The organism is Lacipirellula parvula, assembly GCF_009177095.1.
Classification (GTDB): Bacteria; Planctomycetota; Planctomycetia; order Pirellulales; family Lacipirellulaceae; genus Lacipirellula; species Lacipirellula parvula.
Genome location: NZ_AP021861.1, coordinates 822463 through 840622, shown reverse-complemented (window position 1 = coordinate 840622; position 18160 = coordinate 822463). Strand labels below are relative to the sequence as shown.

Below are 18160 nucleotides of genomic sequence, written 5' to 3'. Positions count from 1 at the left end.
CACGCACGGCCTCCGCGCTAGGCGTCGGCCTTGGCAGCGACGGGGACGCGATGCTCAAACCGCCCAAACACCATCCGCCCCGCGCTCGTCTGCAGCACGCTCGTCACCAGCGCGACGACATTCTCGCTCACATGTTCGCGGCCCCCTTCGATGACGACCATCGTGCCGTCTTCGAGGTAGCCGACGCCTTGCCCCGATTCTTCGCCCGGCTTGACGACGCGAACTTGCAACGTTTCGCCCGGCATGAACATCGGCTTCAGGGCGTTGCTCAGTTCATTGAGGTTGATAACGCCGACGCTATGGAGCTTCGCGACCTTGTTGAGGTTGTAGTCGTTGGTGACGACCTTGCCTTCGAGATGCTTCGCTAGCAGCACGAGCTTCTGGTCGACTGGCTGGCCGGCGAACTGCGGCAGTTCGCGGTCGAAGATCACGAGGTCGACCTTCGCATCGCTGCGAATGCGATTGAGAATATCGAGCCCCCGCCGACCGCGACCGCGCTTGAGTTTGTCGCTCGAGTCGGCGATCGCCTGCAACTCGGCGACCACGAACTGCGGCATGATCAACTGGTTGTCGATAATGCGGGTTTCGATGACGTCGGCGATGCGGCCGTCGATAACGACACTCGTGTCGAGCACCAGCGGCTTCAGCCCTTTGATCTCTTTGGCGAATTCCACGTACGGAATGATGAACCGAAAATCATCCTTCGTTTGCATCAAAATGCTGATGCACGTGTAGCAGAGGAGCATGCCGAGGATCAGCGTCGTCCACGGCGCCCAATTCATCTGCTTCGGCGTGTCGGGCTCGAGCCACGGGCTGAGCGCGATCATTAGCACGTACGTGAGGAACAGTCCGATAATCAGGCCGAAGTAAACGGCAGTGATTGTGTCGAGGCGTTTCCGACCGGAGAAGACGTCGATCGCGATGACCGTTCCAGCGAGCGTGATCAATCCGCCGACGACGAGCCACGGAACGTACGGCTCTTGCGGCAGCTTATCGGCCTGAATGATCTGAAAGCCAACGCCGGCGGCGACCAGAATGAAGACGCAGCGCAGGATGACCAGTGCCATAAAAATTTCGGCTGAAGGCGGGATGATGGCGCACGAGGGGACCGTCGCACAGGCGATGATGGTGCGGCGCGTGCCTTAAAATATGTATCCCCCGAAAACTCGATTCTACCACCCCCAGATGGCGGAACCAATTAGCAGAACCCAACTTCCGACGCCTCGGCGGGCCGCCGAAAGGTGGGATTACGCCGACCAGGAGGGGATATCGATCAGATTCCTCGGGAATGCTCCTCGAGCGCCGCATGGTCTGTCATGCAGGCGAGATAGTCGCCGACCGCCCGGTGGACCCCTTCGGACTCGGCGATTGCGAGGAACCGGCGGGGCAGGGGAGCGGGGTCGGCAACGTACTGAGCGAACATCTCGCGCAGCGCCGCGCCAGCTCTGGCGCGTTGGTCGAGCACGATCGGGTGGCGGTACACGCGCTCGAACAACAGCCGCTGCAGCTCCATCTTCTGCTCGGCGAGCTCCGGCGACGAGGCAATGAGCGCGTGCGGCTGAAACGCGGCAAGCAGCGCGTTCGAGGGATTCACTTCGGCGAGCCGCTGACGCGACGCTTTGATGAGATCGCCGATGAACAGGTCGAGCAACTCGTGCACCGCTGCGCGACGGAACTGGTGAGCGTCGAGATTCGCGTAACGGCGTCGTGCATTGACGGAAGCCAATCGCCAAATCGATGACGCGTCGAGTTCGTTGACGTCGATCATGCCCAGCTCCACGGCGTCGTCGGCGTCGTGAGCGTTGTACGCAATGCTGTCAGCGGAGTCGACGGCTTGCACCTCAAGCAGCCGCCCGCCGGCGTCGACGGGTCGCAGTTTGTCGCTCCGCGATTGCTGACCGGCGAGAATCTCGCGCGAGAGATTGAGCCCCGGGAAGTCGGGGTAGCGCGTCTCCAGCACTTCGAAGATCCGTAGCGCCTGGCGGTTGTGATTGAACCCGCCATGCTCCGCCAAACATTCGTTGAGGATGTCTTCCCCAGCGTGACCGAACGGCGGGTGGCCAATATCGTGCGCCAGCGCGAGCGCTTCGATCAGGTCTTCGTTGAGCCCCAGCGTGCGGCCGACGGTGCGGGCAATCGACGCCACTTCCAACGTGTGCGTTAGCCGCGAGCGATGGTAATCGCCCATCGTGCCGGTAAAGACTTGCGTCTTGTGAGCCAGTCGGCGAAACGCACTTGAGTGGACGATACGATCGCGATCGCGTTGGTAAGGGCTGCGGTAGGCGTGCGTCGGTTCGTCGTGCACGCGCCCAGCCGTGTCGCGGCCATGCATCGCGTAAGGAGCAAGGCGGGCGTCGGGGTCGGAAGCGGAATCGGTTTCCACGAAAGCACTGAATCGGAAGGGGCGGGAAGCAAGAATCAAGCCATTCTAACGTAGCTCAAACTTTCGAGCATCGCCGAAGTAGCCGCGGCTCAACGAGCCGCCGGAGCGATCCATAAAAACGGCCCGAAGCTGTTGCGTCACGAAGTTCCCAACGCTGAGTGAAGTTCACGCCGCTGCGTCACGGACACGTCGGGAATCCCTCCCCTAGCCCCTCCCTGCCAGGGAGGGGAAATCCTCAATGCGACTTCGTGAGAGCTTCCCACAGCTCCCGCAGCGACTGCGAAATCACCCGCGAGTCGCCCGTCACCGGCATGAAGTTGTTGTCGCCGTTCCACCGCGGCACCAAGTGCCAATGCAAATGCCCCGGCACGCCAGCCCCCGCCGGCCGGCCGAGGTTCAACCCAATATTAAATCCCTCGGCATTGATCACCTCGCGATAGCGCTGCGTGTAGCGGACCAGCGACTGGATCGCCTCGAGATGCTCGGCATCGGTCAGGTCGCCGAACTCGCCCACATGTCGCCGCGGCGAAACAAGCAGATGGCCGTTGTTGTACGGGTAGAGATTCAGCAGCGTAATCGTGTGATTACTCACCTCAAGCACGAGGTTCTGCTGACGGGCCGCCCGTTCGTCAGCGTAGGCGGCGGCCGCCTTGCAGATGAAACAGGTCGGCTCGGCGCCGGGGAGCCAGGCGATCGGCTCCAGCGGGGTCGGTTCGACGCCCCTCGCACCGGCGATGTAGTTCATTCGCCAAGGGGCCCAAAGGCGTTGTTCGTCCATTGTCTCGATCCGGCGAACGCCCGCGGGCGGCAAATTGCCGCTGAGAACTCGCCTGCTAGCTAGAGTCTCGATGCTCTGGTCGCGCGGCCCGGTTCTCACCATAATCCGCGGCGCCAGCTAATGCCCGCCCCGCCTCTGTTGTATCCCGATGCGTTTCCGCGTTCAACTCGACATGTTCGCCGGTCCGTTGGATCTGCTCCTCTACCTCGTGAAAAAGCACGAGCTGGAGGTGCTGCAGATCCCGATCGCCCGGGTCGCGGAGCAGTACCTGGAGATCCTCGCGGTGATCGAGGTCATCGACGTCGACGCCGTCGGCGATTTTCTCGAAATGGCGACGCAGCTGATGGAAATCAAGTCGCGGCTGATGTTGCCGCGGCATGAGGAAATCGAGGAAGAGACGGTCGACGACCCGCGGCAAGAGCTCGTCACTCGGCTGCTCGAATACAAACGATATAAGGAAGCCGCTAACCAGCTCGAAGAACGGGCCCGGCAGTGGCAACTCCGCTACGAGCGCCGCGCCGACGACCTCAGCGAGGCGTCGCAAGATCCGGCAGATCAGCCGATCCACGAAGTCGAGCTATGGGACTTGGTGAGCGCGTTCAGCCGCGTCATCAAGCAGAAGAGCGTCGAAGTCGCAACGAAGATCCGCTACGACGACACGCCGATCGAAGTCCACATGGAGCGGATCAAAGAACGGCTGGCGACCGAAGGGCGGATTCTCTTCACCGACTTCTTCGAACCTGGGATGCACCGCTCGCGAATGGTGGGGCTGTTCCTCGCGGTGCTGGAGTTGATCCGCCACCATCATGCCTGCGTCGAGCAGGAAGAACTGTTCGGCGAAATCTGGGTGCTGGCTCCGCAGCCAATCGCTACAGAAGCGGCGGCGTGACGCCAACCAACCGGAAAATATAACCCTGAGGTCCCCTCCCCTTGAGGGGGAGGGTTAGGGAGGGGTGAAAGAAGCTGGTACCAGCGTTCCACCCCCTCCCCAGCCCTCCCCTCAAGGGGGAGGGAGCCACACATTTCTTCGTGAGATTTACTACTGAATGAGAGCGCCGCCTGGAATCCCAAGCGACGAGCATGTAGCAATCGTTCACAGTGACCAACTCCTCACTCGCGCACATCCGCGTCATTCGCGGGCTCTTCCCCTTCTCTGCATTCCGTCGTGGTCGCCGTGCCGTCGTGGTCGCCGTGCAGTCGTGGTAAAAACTCTGCGGCGTCGATTCCCAATCGCCCAAGTGAACATCCTTTCGCCCAGCCCCCTCTACCTCTACATTGGGTAGTCCCCGCCGCTGCCGCATCCCTGCCTTTACCGCTCGGTTCGATGGTCGAAAACGCCCCCGTCAAAACGATTCAACATGGCCCGCTCACCATCGAGGGCTACTCGCGGGCGGCCGTGCAAAGCTACTGGCGGCTACCGGAACTGAGCATCGGCTTCGACCTCGGCGCCCAACCATGGGGGTTCATGGGGACCGAAACGTGGTTCGTCAGCCACGGCCATCTCGACCATATCGCCGCGCTGCCGGTATACGTCGCCCGGCGGCGGATGATGAAGATGGAGCCGCCGGTCATCTACCTGCCGCAGGAAACGATCGCACCGGTGCAGGAGATCCTCAAGAACTTCGTCCGCCTCGATCGCGGCCGCATGCCATGCGACCTCCGCCCGCTCGTGCCGGGCGACGAGATCGAACTCTCGCGCGAACTCGTCGTCACCGTGAGCGCGACCAAGCACACTGTGCCGTCGCTCGGATACGTCGTGTGGGATCGCCGCAACAAGCTGAAGTCGGAGTACCGCGATCTGAGCGGCGACCAAATCCGCGACCTCCGCATGTCGGGCGCCGCCGTGACCGAAGAAGTCCGCCAACCGCTCGTCGCTTACGTCGGCGACACGGCCCCCGCCGGCCTCGACGCCTGCCCCGCGATGTACGAGGCGAAGATCCTCATTTGCGAAATGACGTTCGTCTCGCCCGAACACCGCAAAGAAAAGATCCACAAGTTCGGCCACATGCACCTCGACGATTTCGTCGACCGCAAAGACCAGTTCAAAAACGAACTCGTGATCGCCGCGCACCTCAGCACCCGCTACGGCGCCTCGTCGGTAGAGCGGATGGTGCGCAAGGCGCTGCCAGACATGCTCGACGGCCGGCTGATGCTGTGGCTCTAAATAACCAAATCCTAAGTTCTCCTCCCCATGAGGGAGAAGGTTAGAGAGGAGTGGTTTAAGCGTGCGACAGAGTTGCTCTCCTCTAGGCAATGCGCCGTCGATCGGCGTGAATAGCTGACTGTGCTGGCCCTGGAGGGGCTGAGTAATGTAGCCAGGGGCGCAAGCCCCTGGTTCCAGAACTGAACAGTCTTTTCAGCCCCGTTAGGGGCGACACTCCTCGTGTGAATAATTGGGAGCGGTGTCGCCCCTAACGGGGCTCTAGATCATCGCGACGCTTCCTACCAGGGGCTAACGCCCCTGGCTACATCATGCCGCCCCTTTGGGGGCTGTTAGCCGCTATATACTTGAGCCCCGCAAGGAAAAGTGACAAGGAAAAGTGATAGCGAAATTTAAGCAACCAGCAAAAAAGAGTCGCCGATGCAAAGCATCGGCGACTCGTCACATGCGATCGCAAATGTAGCGATACGAAAACCTACAGCGCATCATCCGGCACGACTTCGTCGCCGCCGATTGTGCCGGCCGCGTTGAAGACTTGATAGTCGACTTCGTTCTTCAGCCCGCGGACATGCCCGTCGAGGAAGACGAAGTGGGTGAGGCCGTTGTGCTCGCTGCCGAACTTCGTGTTGGCGCCGTCGTCGGGGCCTTGCGCGATGCCCGAGACGGTGCTGCCCGGGGCGCCGAAGCGGGTGCCGGCGAAGATCGTCTTCGGCGAATCGCCGGCGAGGAAGGCGTTGTCGCCTTGCTCGTAGTGCAGCATGTCGGGGTTGTTGTTCGTCGGCACTTGCGGCTTGTGCTTCTCGCCGATGCCGAGCGTGTTCGACAGGCCGTCGGTGACGTCCTTCGCGCGAACCTTTGAGTAGCTGTAGATGGCGCCGCTCTCGTTCGACTCGGGACGGAGGTCGGGACGCAGATCGCTGTCAGGACCGTTCACGCCGACGCCAATGACGCCGTTCATGAAGTCGAGCCCGGCCACGGCGGCGTAGTCGCCCAAAGCGGCGGCGGCGCGGTGCTGCGGCTCCGGCGGAGCGTCGTTGTTGTCGAAATCACGATCAGCCGCGGCCGTGCGACGGCTCGGGCAAGCAAAGGTTTCGACGGGCGTCCGCATGGCGGTCGAGTTCAAGTCGTCTGTGACCTTCTTGAGCTTGTTGAGCGATTGATAGATGTTCGCCTTCTCAAGGTACGGCAGCAGTTGGAAGGCCCAAGAAGTCGCCGTTTGCACGGTGCCGTCGCGGCCCATTGGGAACTGCTTCTTCACGTCGTGATGGGTCTGCACGGCCAGACCGATCTGCTTCATGTTGTTGACGCATGAGTTGCGTCGAGCGGCTTCACGCGCCGCTTGGACGGCCGGCAACAGCAGGGCGACCAGCATGCCAATGATGGCGATCACCACCAAGAGTTCCACAAGCGTGAAACCGCGGGCCATGCGATTGTTTCGTCGGCTTGCCATAAAAAACATCTCCACTGGGGACTAACGATCGTCGCGGAGGGAATGCCGCCGTATGCGGCGATCGCGGGGGTAGGAACGTCGCCGGTTCGATCAATGAACTCGAACGACGTTGTCAAAGGCAGGTAAGTTGATCGCTGTGATGGACCAAACCTAAACCGCTGACGTTGGGCCTGACAACCCTTTTCTAAAATTTGATGCGCAAACGCGCTGAACGACTACGCACAGAATCTGGGGATTTCGTTACGGTTTCTTGCAACGAGTCCGCTAACTCGCGGTTTTCACAAGAGTTACGTCGCGCGCACTGGCGTCGCAAATATCGACGCCGCAATTATTTACGAGGTCGCCCCAATTTAACTAATTCGCCGATAATCACTAGTTGTCGGCGAAGGGAGACTGTGCGCTAGCGCGGTTGAGTCTCGCATCAATGATGCGACTTAAATAGCGATCCTCATATCCCGTTAATGCAACTCACTCGCCGCCCGCGGACGAAACGGGCGTCTCGGCCGCTTCGCGCTCGGCCTGCAAATTCTGGTTCGCCGCGCTCACCGTCATGCTGCCGAGCATCATCTCGTCCCACGTCTGATCGCCCCAACGGACGAACTGCGCTGGGTCGGGATTCAGCGGATTGTCCGCCGAGTTGTCGAAGTGCCCCTCCAGTTTCATCACCGTCCCGGCCGGCAAAAACTTCGGCTTCTTCAGCAGGTAAACGATCTGCCAGTTGAAGTCGTACCGCGGCACGTCGAGCAAGATCTCTTCCTTGCCGTCGGGGTAGTGGGCCGTGAAACGAAACGCCTTGCCGCGGAAGTGCATATGCGGCGTCAGCGTGTAGAGGTAGGTGTCTTCGTTGAAAGTCTTCTCCGCCGCGATCGGATAGTTGGGATGATGCGGCGGAATCAAAAATTTAAAATTCATCGCCGCGGCGACGCGAACTTCCTTCTCAACCTTCTTGGGATCGGAAAAGACCACCGCCGCTTCGCTGCGATCGGTCGTCGCCTTGCCGTTAGGCGTGTAGTGAACCTGGAAACCAAGCTTCGAGCCCGCCGGAATTCGCACCGCGTACTTCTCCGGCCCGACGATCGGCGGCATCCCCGGCGCGAACGCCGCGATCGCGTTGTAGAGCGGATCTTGCGGGCGATGCTTTTCCTGCCCCGGGGGAATGTAGAACAGGAACAAATGGTGCACCACTTCCGGATTGCCCGGCCGAGCCTCGGCGCCATACACCCATTTGTCTTCCGTAAACCCCGGATCCCAAATGAAATACTTGTACGGCACCGTGCCGTTCGCGGGGACTTCGAACTCAACCGGCATCTTGTAGACCGCGTCGGGCTTGGGGAGCTGCCAACCGTCGACGAACGCCCGCGGCGGCGGCATGTCGCTCGGATCGCCCTCGGGCGTCCCGGCGTCGACCCATTTTTGGAACAGTTCTTTTTCTTCCGACGTGAGTCGGGCGTCGTTGAGGAACTCGCCATGCGCGGGGTTCGCGCTCCACGGCGGCATGCGGCCGTCGTTGATCACCTCGAGGCACATGTCCGCCCACGCCACGACGTCGTCATACTTCGTCAGCGTGAACGGCGCGATCTGCCCGTCGCGATGGCAGCTAACGCAACGATTTTGCAGCATCGGCGCGACGTGCTTCGCGTAGGTGACGTCGCTCGACGTTTGCTTCGCCTCGCGACGACCGATGAGACAACCCACCGGCTGCGTCTCCGCCACGGCGACCGGCTTGTCGGCGAGCAGCGACTCGATCGCGTCGACAAGTTCGGTCTTCGTTGCACGATCGCGAGCGGCGCCGACGCCGTATTGGTCGTCGATCCGGCCGCGGTAACGCACGACGCGATCTGCATCGAGCACAAACGCCTCCGGCGTCCGCGTGGCGCCGAACTGCGCGGCAATCTTCGCACCGGGGTCTTTCAGCAGCGGAAACTTGACGCCGAACTTCACGCCGTAGCCGGCCAGTTCTTGCAGCGTGTCTTGCTGATTCGGATTGACGCCCACGAACTGCACGCCGCGCTCGGCGAACTGCTGTTCCATCTCGCCGAGCTTCTGGCCGTAGAGCTTCGCGAGCGGACATTCCGTGCCGAGGAAGACCACGACGACGACCGGCTTCTCTTTCCACTCGCTGAGCGAGCGCTTGGCGCCGGCGTGATCGTTGAGCGTGAAGTCGCTGATCCGCGTCGCCCCCGCGTCAGTGGCGTTAACCGTAGCAGCGCTGCCCGTGAGTAGCGAGGAAACAACCAGACAACAACTGGTTAATAAACTTGCGAGACGCATCATCGCCGAGATCCTTGAGGCGAGCCAAAAACTCGAAGCCGGGGTTTATGTTATCGCACGGGGAAGTTGAAAGGCAACGTTCGGCCTCGCGGTTGCCGCCGCACACGCGCCGATCGACTGGCGACGGCAACCCGTGCAATCGCGAAGCATTTCCCTATAATGCAGCGTCTTGGCCCCGCTATTCGTTACGCATTCGCCGCAGCAAGCAGAAGAGATTTATGGAAGAGGGCCCCGTCGGAAAGGATTTCTGCGAGTTCTTCGCTGGCATCGGCCTCGTTGACGAGGCGTTACGCCGCAGCGGCTGGCAGTGCGGTTACGCCAACGACATCGACGCCAAAAAACGGCAGATGTACGAGGGCAACTACGGCCCGTCGCCCCACTACCACGAGGGCGACGTGTGGCGCGTCGACGAAGTGATCGCCCGCATCCCGGGTCGGCCGTTCCTCGCCACGGCGTCGTTTCCCTGTACGGACATGTCGCTGGCCGGCAAACGCAAAGGCTTGGCGGGCGAGCAATCGGGTTCGCTGTTCGGTTTCTTGCAGGTGATCGAGCAACTCGCCGAGCGCCGCCCCCGCGCGGTGCTGCTGGAGAACGTCCCCGGCTTCCTCACCTCGCACGACGGTCGCGACTTCGCCACCGCCGTGAACGAGCTCGCCGCACTCGGCTACTGGGTCGATAGCTTCATCATCGACGCTCAGTGGTTCGTCCCGCAGAGTCGGCCGCGGATGTTCCTCGTCGGGTACCAAGCGGACCTCTTATCGCCGCCGCTGGTCGTCAAACCAAAGGGCTCGAAAAACGGCGACGCGAACGATCCCTGGCACGCGGCGATTCTCGCAGCAGAAAAGCTGCGGCCCGCGCGGCTTCGCGCCGCGATGGAAACGATCGACCCCGCCACCGGTTGGGCGACCATCGACTGCGGCAACCCCAGCGTCTTGCGACTCACGATCAGCGACGTCATCGAATTCGGCGACGACCAGGCATGGTGGGAGCAAGCCGAGGTCGACCGCCACTACGCGATGATGTTCGACCGCCACGCCGAACAAGTCGAAGCGCTTCGCGCCAGGCGCGGCCAGCCGGTGGCGCTCACCGCGTTCCGCCGCGTTCGTCTCGGACAGCAGCGAATGGAAGTCCGCTTCGACGGCGTCGCCGGCTGCCTGCGCACCCCGCGCGGCGGCAGCGCGAAACAAATCATCCTCGCCCTCATCAACGGTGAACTGCGCATGCGGTGGATGACGCCGCGCGAATACGCTCGACTCCAAGGCGCCGGCGACTACGCACTGCCGGTGAACACGATCCAAGGCCTCTTCGGCTTCGGCGACGCGGTGTGCGTGCCGGTGATCGAGTGGATCGACCGTCACATGCTGACGCCGGTGTTCGAAGCTGCCGAAGGGTTCAGCGGTCAGGGTTCAGGGTTCGGCAAAAAACCTATCGCCGCATCCTGACTCCTAATTCCTCTTCCTGAACCCCGAACCCCAACACCTGAACCCTCCGATGGACCAATTCACCCCCGCCGAGCGCAGCCGCGTCATGCGGGCGGTGAAGAGCGGCGACACGACGCCGGAACTTATCGTCCGCCGCCTCGTGCACGGCATGGGATTCCGCTACCGCCTCCACGGCAGCGACCTGCCCGGCAAACCCGACGTCGTCCTGCCGCGACTCAGCAAAGCGATCTTCATCCACGGCTGCTTCTGGCACCGCCACGCCTGCGCCGCCGGCCAGTCCACGCCGGCGACGCGCGTCGACTACTGGCAAGCGAAGTTCGACCGCAACGTCGCCCGCGACCGATCAAATCTCCGCAAACTCCGCCGCCTCGGCTGGAGCGTGCTCGTGGTGTGGGAATGCCAAACCCGCAAGGCGAAGCTGCCTGCCTTGCAGCAACGACTGGCCCGATTCCTGGGATAGATCATTACGGCAACAGTCCATCTAGCCCCGGGCTTTGCCCGGGGGTCGGCAACCACCCCGATAGACTTCGCCCCGCGTACGACTACCCCCGGGCGGAGCCTAGGGCTAAAGCGCAACAACGAGTTGCGAGTTCCTCCACCGACTGCAAATCGCCGCCCCATACGAACTGGCGAAGACGTAACCTCGCTGCGTTCGTTAGAATCGAGACCTCTTCAAGCCGCCGAGGTCTGAAATGCCCGCTCCTCTTCGCTGCCTTTCTGCAATGAGTTCCCGCAACATCGCGGGAGCGCTCGCTGCCGGATTGCTACTCACCCTCATCATCACCGGCTTTCCGCCAGCAGTGAGCGCCGAGGAGCCCGCCGCAAACGCCGAACCTGCACGCGCTGCTGCAGCGCCAGAGCCCAAGCTGTGGCAAGTAACGCTCGTCGAAGCCAGATCAAAGACTCCTCTCAAAGGCGTCACCGTCGCCGTCAACGTCAAGAAACACCCGGACGAACCGTCGCAAAACATCGAGCTGACTTCCGACGACTCGGGCAACATCCAAATCCCTCTGTTACCTGGCGAGGTGACGACCGTTCACTCCGCCTCCCCGAAGTGGTGGACCTACAGATGGCCCATCGTTGGAGGATTCGACGAGGATAATGATGGCACGGTCGCTGGTGGCAATGACGACGAACGACGCAAGATCCGTCTGTGGCGCGGTACGAACGTTACCGGCAAGTTGTTGACGCCGACTGGCGAACCTGCGGCTGCGGTAAGGCTGAAAGTCGGCGTCTATATCTACAACGAGTCGCCTTTCAAAGAGGGCGACGATTCCCCGAGAATTTACAACTCGTGGGACCGCGGCCAATGGCCCAACTGGCACGCTTCGGTGGTGACGCGCGACGATGGCTCGTTCTCGATCGCAGTTCCTCCCTCGGACGTGCGGCATTGGGTGCGTATCGGCACCACAGGCCTCGGATTCGAAGCAATCAAAACTTCACACCTGCAGGAGAAGGACAAGACCCACCCGCTGGTCCGCTACGCTCCATTCGAGGTAGAAGCCAACGGCCGCAAAGATTCGCTTCGCATCAACGAATCCGCCGGCGTGCTCGACTTTGGCACGTTGCAGTTCCGCGAAGGGGTCGTCCTCAAGGGCCGCGTCGTCGACGCACTTGGAGCCCCATTGGCTGGCGTCCATCTCACCACGTCGAATCGTCACGGTCCGCACGCGGGACGCACGGCGACTTCCGCAGCCGACGGCTCCTACGAGTTCGCGCCTATGTCGCCTGGCACGTTCACGATGTCGATCGACGCGAGACGCCGGAATGCAGCAGACGAAGTCAATTCCCGCGACGTGCAAGCAGTCTTCGTCAATCAGAAGATCACGCTCCCAGAATCGTCGGGAACCGTCGAACGAACCATCCAAGCGGAACCGCACGTCGACGTTGAATTCGAATGGATCGATCGCCGCCAAGCGAAAGGACCGGTCAGTTACTACGGCGAATTCGACGTGAGCGGCCAGATCCCCAACGGTGACGAGAAACCAACGTACTGGAATGGCGCCACCAATCTGATCGCTCGGGGCGGCAAGACCTTTCTGGTCGTGAAAGTGCCGACGGCGTTAACGCGAGCGAAATTAGCGTTGCATGCCGACTCGCGCGTCACGCCCAGGTACCAGGACGAGTTCATCAACGCCGGCCCCGGAAGCATCAACCTTTCCAACTTCGCCACGCCCATGCGACGCGTCATCTACGGCGACGAACCGCTGATCGAGAATGCACTCCCCTCGAGGTTTAGCGATTGACGAATTGACGGACGCTGGGGTCTGAAATCTTTAGTCATGAAAAAAGCCGCGGCGACCAGCTTGAGGTCGCCACGGCTCGCCGAGTTGCACGCTTGAACATCAAGCTTCCAGGTTTTCCGTCCGCCTTCTGCGAGCAACTAACAAGCAGCACCCGCTCGCCGCCAGTCCCAGCACAATCGTCCCCGGCTCCGGCACGGTCGCGGTCGCGTAGGTAATCTCCAACTGCGGATGGAACGCCGCCGTCGCGACTTCGCTCGAGTAAAACGTCCGTGCCGTACTCGACGCCGCTTCGCTTTGGTTCACAAGCATCCAACCAAAATTGCCGCTGGGGTTTGTGAGCCACGACTGCACGTCGGTGATCATCGCCGCGCTCGTCCATGTTTTCGCGACGTTCGTCAGCGCGTCGATGAGTTGCGAAGCGCTCGGCGACGCGAAGTCGCCGCCGGGAGTGGTCCAGAGCGACGTGCCGTGAAAGTTCGAGTTCCACGTCGCATCGCCATTGCCGGCGACCGCGCCTTGGCCCTGGCCGCCGACGTTGTCGGTCGGCGGCATCTGCTGCAGCGTCGTCCCTTCGCCCCAATCCTTCGTCAGCCGACGCAAGTCGACCGTCACGTTCGTCGGCGAGTTCCCGCCGTCGCCGCCGCCACTGCCGGCGACGCTCGCCAGCGTGAGGTGCAGTTTCACATCCTGAATGATCGCCCCCGCGGGCAGGGCGCCCGCAATATCGAACGCAATCGCCCCCCGTCGCGGCGAACTCTGAGCATTCGTGCCGGCAATCAACCCGTTGCCGGCGCCGCTGCTGTTGCCAACATTGTTTTGGAAGATCGATGCATCTTTGCTGGCGCCGAGCATGATCGTCGCGGCCTGCGCGAGCGGCGCCGTCGCCAGGGAAACGCACAAGGCCAACAACGCGAAACAACGAACCTTCATCGCAAACTCCTTCAAGCTGGGCCGCGACGTGAGCAAGTCGCCACGGCAGTGAAGGATCAAGCGATGGGCAGCGCGAACTGCAACGCAGAAATTTGAGAGCGGACGCTTCAGCCCCCGGAGATGGCGCCGACGACCATGAACGGTTCGACGCCCGCCGCGACGGGGGAGGGGAGTGGTTCATCAGGCGACTGATGCGAAACGTCTTCGTTGCAAGCGAAGAACCGCAGGAACGCCCGCCGCTGCTGCGTGCCATGCTCGCGGATCGTGCCGCGGAGCATCGGATAGCGAGCTTCGAGCGCGTCGAGAATCGTCCGCTGCGTCGGAGCCCCTTCAACGGCGACCTCGACCTCGCCGTCAACGCGGGCGAGCGTTCGCAAATGCAGCGGCAAGATGACGCGAACCATGACTGAGAAATCGGCGCACAAACGCCGCCGCTGCGTTAGAGAGTTTGAACTTCCACCGAAGTGACCGCCGGCAAATCGCGCACAATCGCCGACCACGTGTCGCCGCCATCGGGCGACGCATAGACCTGCCCGCCGGTCGTGCCGAAGTAGACGCCGCACGGATCGCAGCGATCGACCGCCATCGCGTCGCGTAGCACGTTCACATAGCAATCTTGCTGCGGCAGCCCGTTGGTGAGCGCCTCCCACTCGCCGCCGCCAGTGCGGCTGCGATACACCCGCAGCTTCCCTTCCGGCGGGTAATGCTCCGAGTCGCTCTTGATCGGCACGACGTAAATCGTCTCCGGCTCGTGAGCGTGCACGTCGATCGGAAAGCCAAAGTCGCTCGGCAGGTTGCCGCTCACCTCGCGCCACAAGTCGCCGGCGTTGTCGCTCCGCATGACGTCCCAATGCTTCTGCATGAACAGCACGTCGGGCCGCGACGGATGAAATGCGATCCGATGAACGCAGTGGCCGATCTCGGCGTTGGGGTCGGGAATGTATTCGGAGCGGAGCCCTTGGTTGATCGGCCGCCACGTTAGGCCGCCGTCGTCGGTGCGGAACGCGCCGGCCGCGGAGATGGCGATGAAGATCCGCAGCGGATTCTGCGGATCAAGCAGAATCGTGTGGAGGCACATCCCGCCGGCGCCCGGCTGCCACTTCGGCCCCTGGCACGCTCGCAGGCCGGGGAGTTCTTGCCACGACTGCCCGCCGTCGCGCGAGCGGAAGATCGCCGCATCCTCGACGCCGGCGTACACCTCGTCCGCATCGGTGAGCGACGGCTCCAAATGCCACACCCGTTTGAACTCCCACGGGTGAGGCGTGCCGTCGTACCACTGGTGCGTGCCGGGATCCCCCTCGTAGGCAAACTGATTGCCGACCGGCTCCCACGTCTTGCCGCCGTCGCTCGAACGCTGGATCACCTGCCCGAACCAACTGCTCGATTGCGACGCATAGATCCTGTTCGGATCGACCGGCGAGCCCTTCATGTGGTAGATCTCCCACCCGCCGAAGTGAGGGCCCGAGACGTCCCACTTCTGTCGATGGCCGTCGGACGTGAGGATAAACGCCCCCTTGCGCGTGCCGACAAGAACCCGAACGCCGCTCATGATGAGAACTCCATGCAGAGTCGAGTGACTATCGCGTCGGTCGCCCCCTTAGCCCTGGGCAAGCTTGCCCAGGGCTGTACCACCGTCACGATTAGTGCAACCGATGCCCAGGCTTCGCGCCCGAATCAGGCGTCAGCAAATAAGCCTCCGTCCCGCCCCCCGCCGCGGCGATCATTCCCTCGCTCACGCCGAACTTCATCGTCCGCGGCGCGAGGTTCGCCACGCACACCACCAGCCGGCCGACCAGTTGCTCCGGCTCGTAGTACGCCTTGATGCCGGCGAAGACTTGCTTCGTCACGCCGCCGCCGAGGCTTAGTTGCAGCTTCAGCAGTTTGCGGGCATCGGGAACTTCTTCCGCCGAGATGATGCGGGCGACGCGGAGGTCGACCTTCGCAAAATCGTCGATCGTGCATTCCGGCGCGAGCGGTTCCGCGGCGAGGGCGTCGCCCGAGTCGTTCCACTTGTCGGCAGCGCCGCCGGCGGGAGCAGGAGGGGTGGCGGCGGCAGCTTCTTCTTTGCTTTCTTCAATCATCGCGAGCAGGTCCTTTTCTTCAACGCGCTGGAGCATGTGAGTGAACTTGGCAACGGGCGTGCCGACCAGCGGCGTCGCAGCTTGCTTCCAAGAGGTAATCGGATCGTTGAGCAAATCGCCCGTCTGTTGCGCGAGCTTCGGCAACACCGGGGCGAGGTAAATGGCCAGTTGGCGGAACAAATTGAGCGCGATCGTGCAGACATCTTGCAAACGCTCGGCGTTGGCCGGATCTTTCCGCAGTTCCCACGGCTTGTTCTCTTCGACGAACGGGTTCGCGCGATCGGCAAGCGCCACGATCAGCCGCATCGCCTTGTTGAAATCGCACTCTTCGTACGCAGCGGCAATCTCGTCGCCCGCGGCGGCGGCCGCAGCGAATAGCCCGCCGTCGTCGGGATACTTTGCCGACAAGCCCGTCTTCTCGACGAACTTCGCCGTCCGGCTCGCAAGATTGACAACCTTGTTCACGAGATCGGTATTCACCTTCGCGATGAACTCGTCGATCGCCATGTCGAGATCGTCGACCCGCGACGACAGCTTCGTCGCGTAAAAGTACCGCAGGTACGACGGATCGAGGTGGTTCAAGTAGGTGCGAGCACGGACGAACGTCCCTTTGCTCTTCGACATCTTCTCGCCATCGACGGTGAGAAAGCCGTGGATGTGAACCTTCGTCGGCAAGCTAAAGCCGGCCGTCTTCAACATCCCGGGCCAGAAGAGCGTGTGGAAGTAAGTGATATCCTTGCCGATGAAATGATGGACTTCGCAGTCGGGCGACTTCCACCAATCGTCGAGCTTCTGGCCGTTCCGCTTGCACCACTGCCATGTGCTGGCGATGTAGCCGATCGGCGCATCGAACCAAACGTACCAGTAGTTGCCGGGGCTGTCGGGAATCTCGAACCCGAAATAAGGCGCCGGCCGCGAGATGTCCCAATCGCGGAGCGGGTCGCCGAGGAAGTGACCCTGCAGGTAGTTAGCGATCTCCGGCTGCAGGTGATCGCCCGATTGCGTCCACTCGGCCAGGAAGCCGTGCAGCTTCTCTAGCTCGATGAACAAGTGCAGCGCCGAGCGCACCTCTGGCTTCGCTCCCGTGAGCGTACTCACCGGATCAATCAGCTCGATCGGCGTGTAGTGGTGGCCGCAAACGCTGCAATTGTCCCCCGGTTGATCGGCCGACTTGCACTTCGGGCAGGTGCCGCGGACAAAGCGGTCGGCCAGGAACGTCCCCGCCTGGGGATCGAACAGCTGCTCGACCGACTCTTCCTTCACGAGATTCGCTTTGCGAATCGCGGACCAAATCTCATGGCAGAGCGCGCGGTTCTCTTCGCTATGGGTGCTCCCATAGTTGTCGAACTCGATGCCGAAGCCGGCGAAGTCTTGCTCGTGCGCCGCCTGCATGTCGGCGATCACCTCTTCTTCGCTGCGGCCTTCCTGCCGCGCGCGAATCATGATCGCCGTGCCGTGCGTGTCGTCAGCGCACATGTAGCGGCAGTCGTTCCCAAACAGCTTCTGGAACCGCACCCAGATGTCGGTCTGGATGTACTCGACCAGATGGCCAATATGAATATGGCCGTTGGCGTAGGGGAGGGCAGAGGTGACGAGCAGGCGACGGGGCATGGCGGGGGAGTGGTCGGTGACTGGTGATCCGTGATCGGCGAAATCAAAACGCTTACAAACAATTCATCTCAAACTAGCCGGACCGCCACGCGGTCCGGGCAGCCCCTCGCAGCAGCTCACTGCTAGCACGCACAGCCACTACAAGAAGCGACGGCTACTCAAAAAATCTGTGGGAGGGGTCTCCGACCCCGAAGCAACTTCGAGCCACCACAATCGCCTGTGGTGGTAACAGGTATCGGCGTCGGAGACGCCTCCCACAAAAAAACCCTCCTAGGCAACGCCTTGGAAGCGGCCATTCTACCGGCGACGGCGACCGCTCGGGAGTCCACGCCGCGCGAACCGTTTCGCTCGGAAAACAGAGCCTTTTCCAGCGCCGCAGGTTCACGCCGCCGCGGCTCGCGCAGCTCACGGCACGCGATATGCAATTTGATCGCTGCGAATCGACTCCTCGCCGCTAGCATCCTCGCGGCAACGAGCAGAAACCCCGGCAACTCTGGTGAATCGCCGCAATCTCGCGGACGCTCGCCAATGGTTGCCCTTGTAAGAATTACGAATCTTGGACAAATTGGCCCGCGCGGTGGAGGCAAGAGCTCCCGCCGCGCTGAAACGGCCACACTGACGTACTCCCAAAACTGACAGGCTGCCAATCTGCCTGCGACCGTGAAAAGGATTTTCACTCGCACGCAACATGGTTGGCGCCGACAGGTCGACCGGACGACACGGAAGTAGTCGCGCGTTGACGCCGCCGCCTCGCAGGCAACCATCCTGCGGACGCGACGAGCCTCTGCCCGCGGCCCGCGCTTCCTG

14 protein-coding genes are annotated in these 18160 nt (G+C 62.1%); 5 read left to right on the top strand and 9 right to left on the bottom strand.

Translation table 11 applies throughout. From position 1 onward, the window contains the following. Positions 1 to 17: 17 nt before the first annotated feature. The 3 genes from PLANPX_RS03180 to PLANPX_RS03170 all read right to left on the bottom strand — a co-directional run bounded on the left by PLANPX_RS03180 (position 18) and on the right by PLANPX_RS03170 (position 3161). The gene (locus tag PLANPX_RS03180) at positions 18 to 1067 is read right to left on the bottom strand and encodes a PIN/TRAM domain-containing protein (RefSeq protein ID WP_152097328.1); all 1050 of its coding nucleotides are present in this window, start codon (positions 1065 to 1067) and stop codon (positions 18 to 20) included. A 206-nt stretch (positions 1068 to 1273) separates the two neighbouring features. Beyond that, complete coding sequence (gene dgt / locus PLANPX_RS03175) at positions 1274 to 2383, bottom strand: dGTP triphosphohydrolase (protein ID WP_152097327.1); 1110 nt, start codon at positions 2381 to 2383, stop codon at positions 1274 to 1276. 235 nt (positions 2384 to 2618) lie between these two features. Beyond that, positions 2619 to 3161, bottom strand: a complete 543-nt coding sequence (locus tag PLANPX_RS03170) for an HIT family protein (RefSeq protein ID WP_152097326.1) — start codon at positions 3159 to 3161, stop codon at positions 2619 to 2621. 148 nt (positions 3162 to 3309) lie between these two features. Here PLANPX_RS03170 and PLANPX_RS03165 point away from each other — a divergent pair, with 148 nt between their 5' ends. Together PLANPX_RS03165 and PLANPX_RS03160 are read left to right on the top strand one after the other, a co-directional pair. Then, positions 3310 to 4050: a segregation and condensation protein A gene (locus tag PLANPX_RS03165; RefSeq protein WP_198421839.1), complete on the top strand. Its 741-nt coding sequence runs from the start codon at positions 3310 to 3312 to the stop codon at positions 4048 to 4050. 435 nt (positions 4051 to 4485) lie between these two features. Beyond that, positions 4486 to 5325, top strand: a complete 840-nt coding sequence (locus PLANPX_RS03160) for an MBL fold metallo-hydrolase (protein WP_152097324.1) — start codon at positions 4486 to 4488, stop codon at positions 5323 to 5325. A 472-nt stretch (positions 5326 to 5797) separates the two neighbouring features. Here the strand turns inward: PLANPX_RS03160 and PLANPX_RS03155 are convergent, their stop codons facing one another. Both PLANPX_RS03155 and PLANPX_RS03150 read right to left on the bottom strand, forming a co-directional pair. Further along, positions 5798 to 6772 (bottom strand): DUF1559 domain-containing protein, encoded by a 975-nt coding sequence (locus PLANPX_RS03155; protein ID WP_172991829.1) that lies wholly within the window; start codon positions 6770 to 6772, stop codon positions 5798 to 5800. 468 nt (positions 6773 to 7240) lie between these two features. Next, positions 7241 to 9046: a redoxin domain-containing protein gene (locus PLANPX_RS03150; RefSeq protein WP_152097322.1), complete on the bottom strand. Its 1806-nt coding sequence runs from the start codon at positions 9044 to 9046 to the stop codon at positions 7241 to 7243. Between the two features lie 215 nt (positions 9047 to 9261). On the opposite strand from PLANPX_RS03150, the gene PLANPX_RS03145 reads away from it, so the two are divergent. From PLANPX_RS03145 to PLANPX_RS03135, 3 genes are all read left to right on the top strand, one after another. Further along, positions 9262 to 10485 (top strand): DNA cytosine methyltransferase, encoded by a 1224-nt coding sequence (locus PLANPX_RS03145; protein ID WP_172991828.1) that lies wholly within the window; start codon positions 9262 to 9264, stop codon positions 10483 to 10485. Positions 10486 to 10534: 49 nt separating this feature from the next. Beyond that, the gene (locus tag PLANPX_RS03140) at positions 10535 to 10945 is read left to right on the top strand and encodes a very short patch repair endonuclease (RefSeq protein WP_152097320.1); all 411 of its coding nucleotides are present in this window, start codon (positions 10535 to 10537) and stop codon (positions 10943 to 10945) included. A 262-nt stretch (positions 10946 to 11207) separates the two neighbouring features. Further along, positions 11208 to 12731: a carboxypeptidase-like regulatory domain-containing protein gene (locus PLANPX_RS03135; protein ID WP_172991827.1), complete on the top strand. Its 1524-nt coding sequence runs from the start codon at positions 11208 to 11210 to the stop codon at positions 12729 to 12731. A gap of 99 nt (positions 12732 to 12830) precedes the next feature. Here the strand turns inward: PLANPX_RS03135 and PLANPX_RS03130 are convergent, their stop codons facing one another. The 4 genes from PLANPX_RS03130 to metG all read right to left on the bottom strand — a co-directional run bounded on the left by PLANPX_RS03130 (position 12831) and on the right by metG (position 17353). Continuing rightward, positions 12831 to 13661 (bottom strand): DNRLRE domain-containing protein, encoded by an 831-nt coding sequence (locus tag PLANPX_RS03130; RefSeq protein ID WP_152097318.1) that lies wholly within the window; start codon positions 13659 to 13661, stop codon positions 12831 to 12833. Positions 13662 to 13768: 107 nt separating this feature from the next. Further along, entirely contained in the window at positions 13769 to 14065 is a 297-nt protein-coding gene (locus tag PLANPX_RS03125; protein ID WP_152097317.1) for a MoaD/ThiS family protein, read from the bottom strand. Positions 14066 to 14100: 35 nt separating this feature from the next. Continuing rightward, positions 14101 to 15210, bottom strand: coding sequence for a WD40/YVTN/BNR-like repeat-containing protein (locus tag PLANPX_RS03120; RefSeq protein ID WP_152097316.1), 1110 nt, complete (start codon positions 15208 to 15210; stop codon positions 14101 to 14103). A 91-nt stretch (positions 15211 to 15301) separates the two neighbouring features. Next, complete coding sequence (gene metG, locus PLANPX_RS03115; RefSeq protein WP_152097315.1) at positions 15302 to 17353, bottom strand: methionine--tRNA ligase; 2052 nt, start codon at positions 17351 to 17353, stop codon at positions 15302 to 15304. Positions 17354 to 18160: the final 807 nt, after the last annotated feature.

Bases quoted from the DNA above. Each gene is read 5' to 3' on its own strand.
- PLANPX_RS03180 (WP_152097328.1), bottom strand. From the start codon at position 1,067: ATGGCACTGGTCATCCTGCGCTGCGTCTTCATTCTGGTCGCCGCCGGC.
- PLANPX_RS03170 (WP_152097326.1), bottom strand. From the start codon at position 3,161: ATGGACGAACAACGCCTTTGGGCCCCTTGGCGAATGAACTACATCGCC.
- PLANPX_RS03165 (WP_198421839.1), top strand. From the start codon at position 3,310: ATGCGTTTCCGCGTTCAACTCGACATGTTCGCCGGTCCGTTGGATCTG.
- PLANPX_RS03160 (WP_152097324.1), top strand. From the start codon at position 4,486: ATGGTCGAAAACGCCCCCGTCAAAACGATTCAACATGGCCCGCTCACC.
- PLANPX_RS03155 (WP_172991829.1), bottom strand. From the start codon at position 6,772: ATGGCAAGCCGACGAAACAATCGCATGGCCCGCGGTTTCACGCTTGTG.
- PLANPX_RS03150 (WP_152097322.1), bottom strand. From the start codon at position 9,046: ATGATGCGTCTCGCAAGTTTATTAACCAGTTGTTGTCTGGTTGTTTCC.
- PLANPX_RS03145 (WP_172991828.1), top strand. From the start codon at position 9,262: ATGGAAGAGGGCCCCGTCGGAAAGGATTTCTGCGAGTTCTTCGCTGGC.
- PLANPX_RS03140 (WP_152097320.1), top strand. From the start codon at position 10,535: ATGGACCAATTCACCCCCGCCGAGCGCAGCCGCGTCATGCGGGCGGTG.
- PLANPX_RS03135 (WP_172991827.1), top strand. From the start codon at position 11,208: ATGAGTTCCCGCAACATCGCGGGAGCGCTCGCTGCCGGATTGCTACTC.
- PLANPX_RS03130 (WP_152097318.1), bottom strand. From the start codon at position 13,661: ATGAAGGTTCGTTGTTTCGCGTTGTTGGCCTTGTGCGTTTCCCTGGCG.
- PLANPX_RS03125 (WP_152097317.1), bottom strand. From the start codon at position 14,065: ATGGTTCGCGTCATCTTGCCGCTGCATTTGCGAACGCTCGCCCGCGTT.
- PLANPX_RS03120 (WP_152097316.1), bottom strand. From the start codon at position 15,210: ATGAGCGGCGTTCGGGTTCTTGTCGGCACGCGCAAGGGGGCGTTTATC.
- metG (WP_152097315.1), bottom strand. From the start codon at position 17,353: ATGCCCCGTCGCCTGCTCGTCACCTCTGCCCTCCCCTACGCCAACGGC.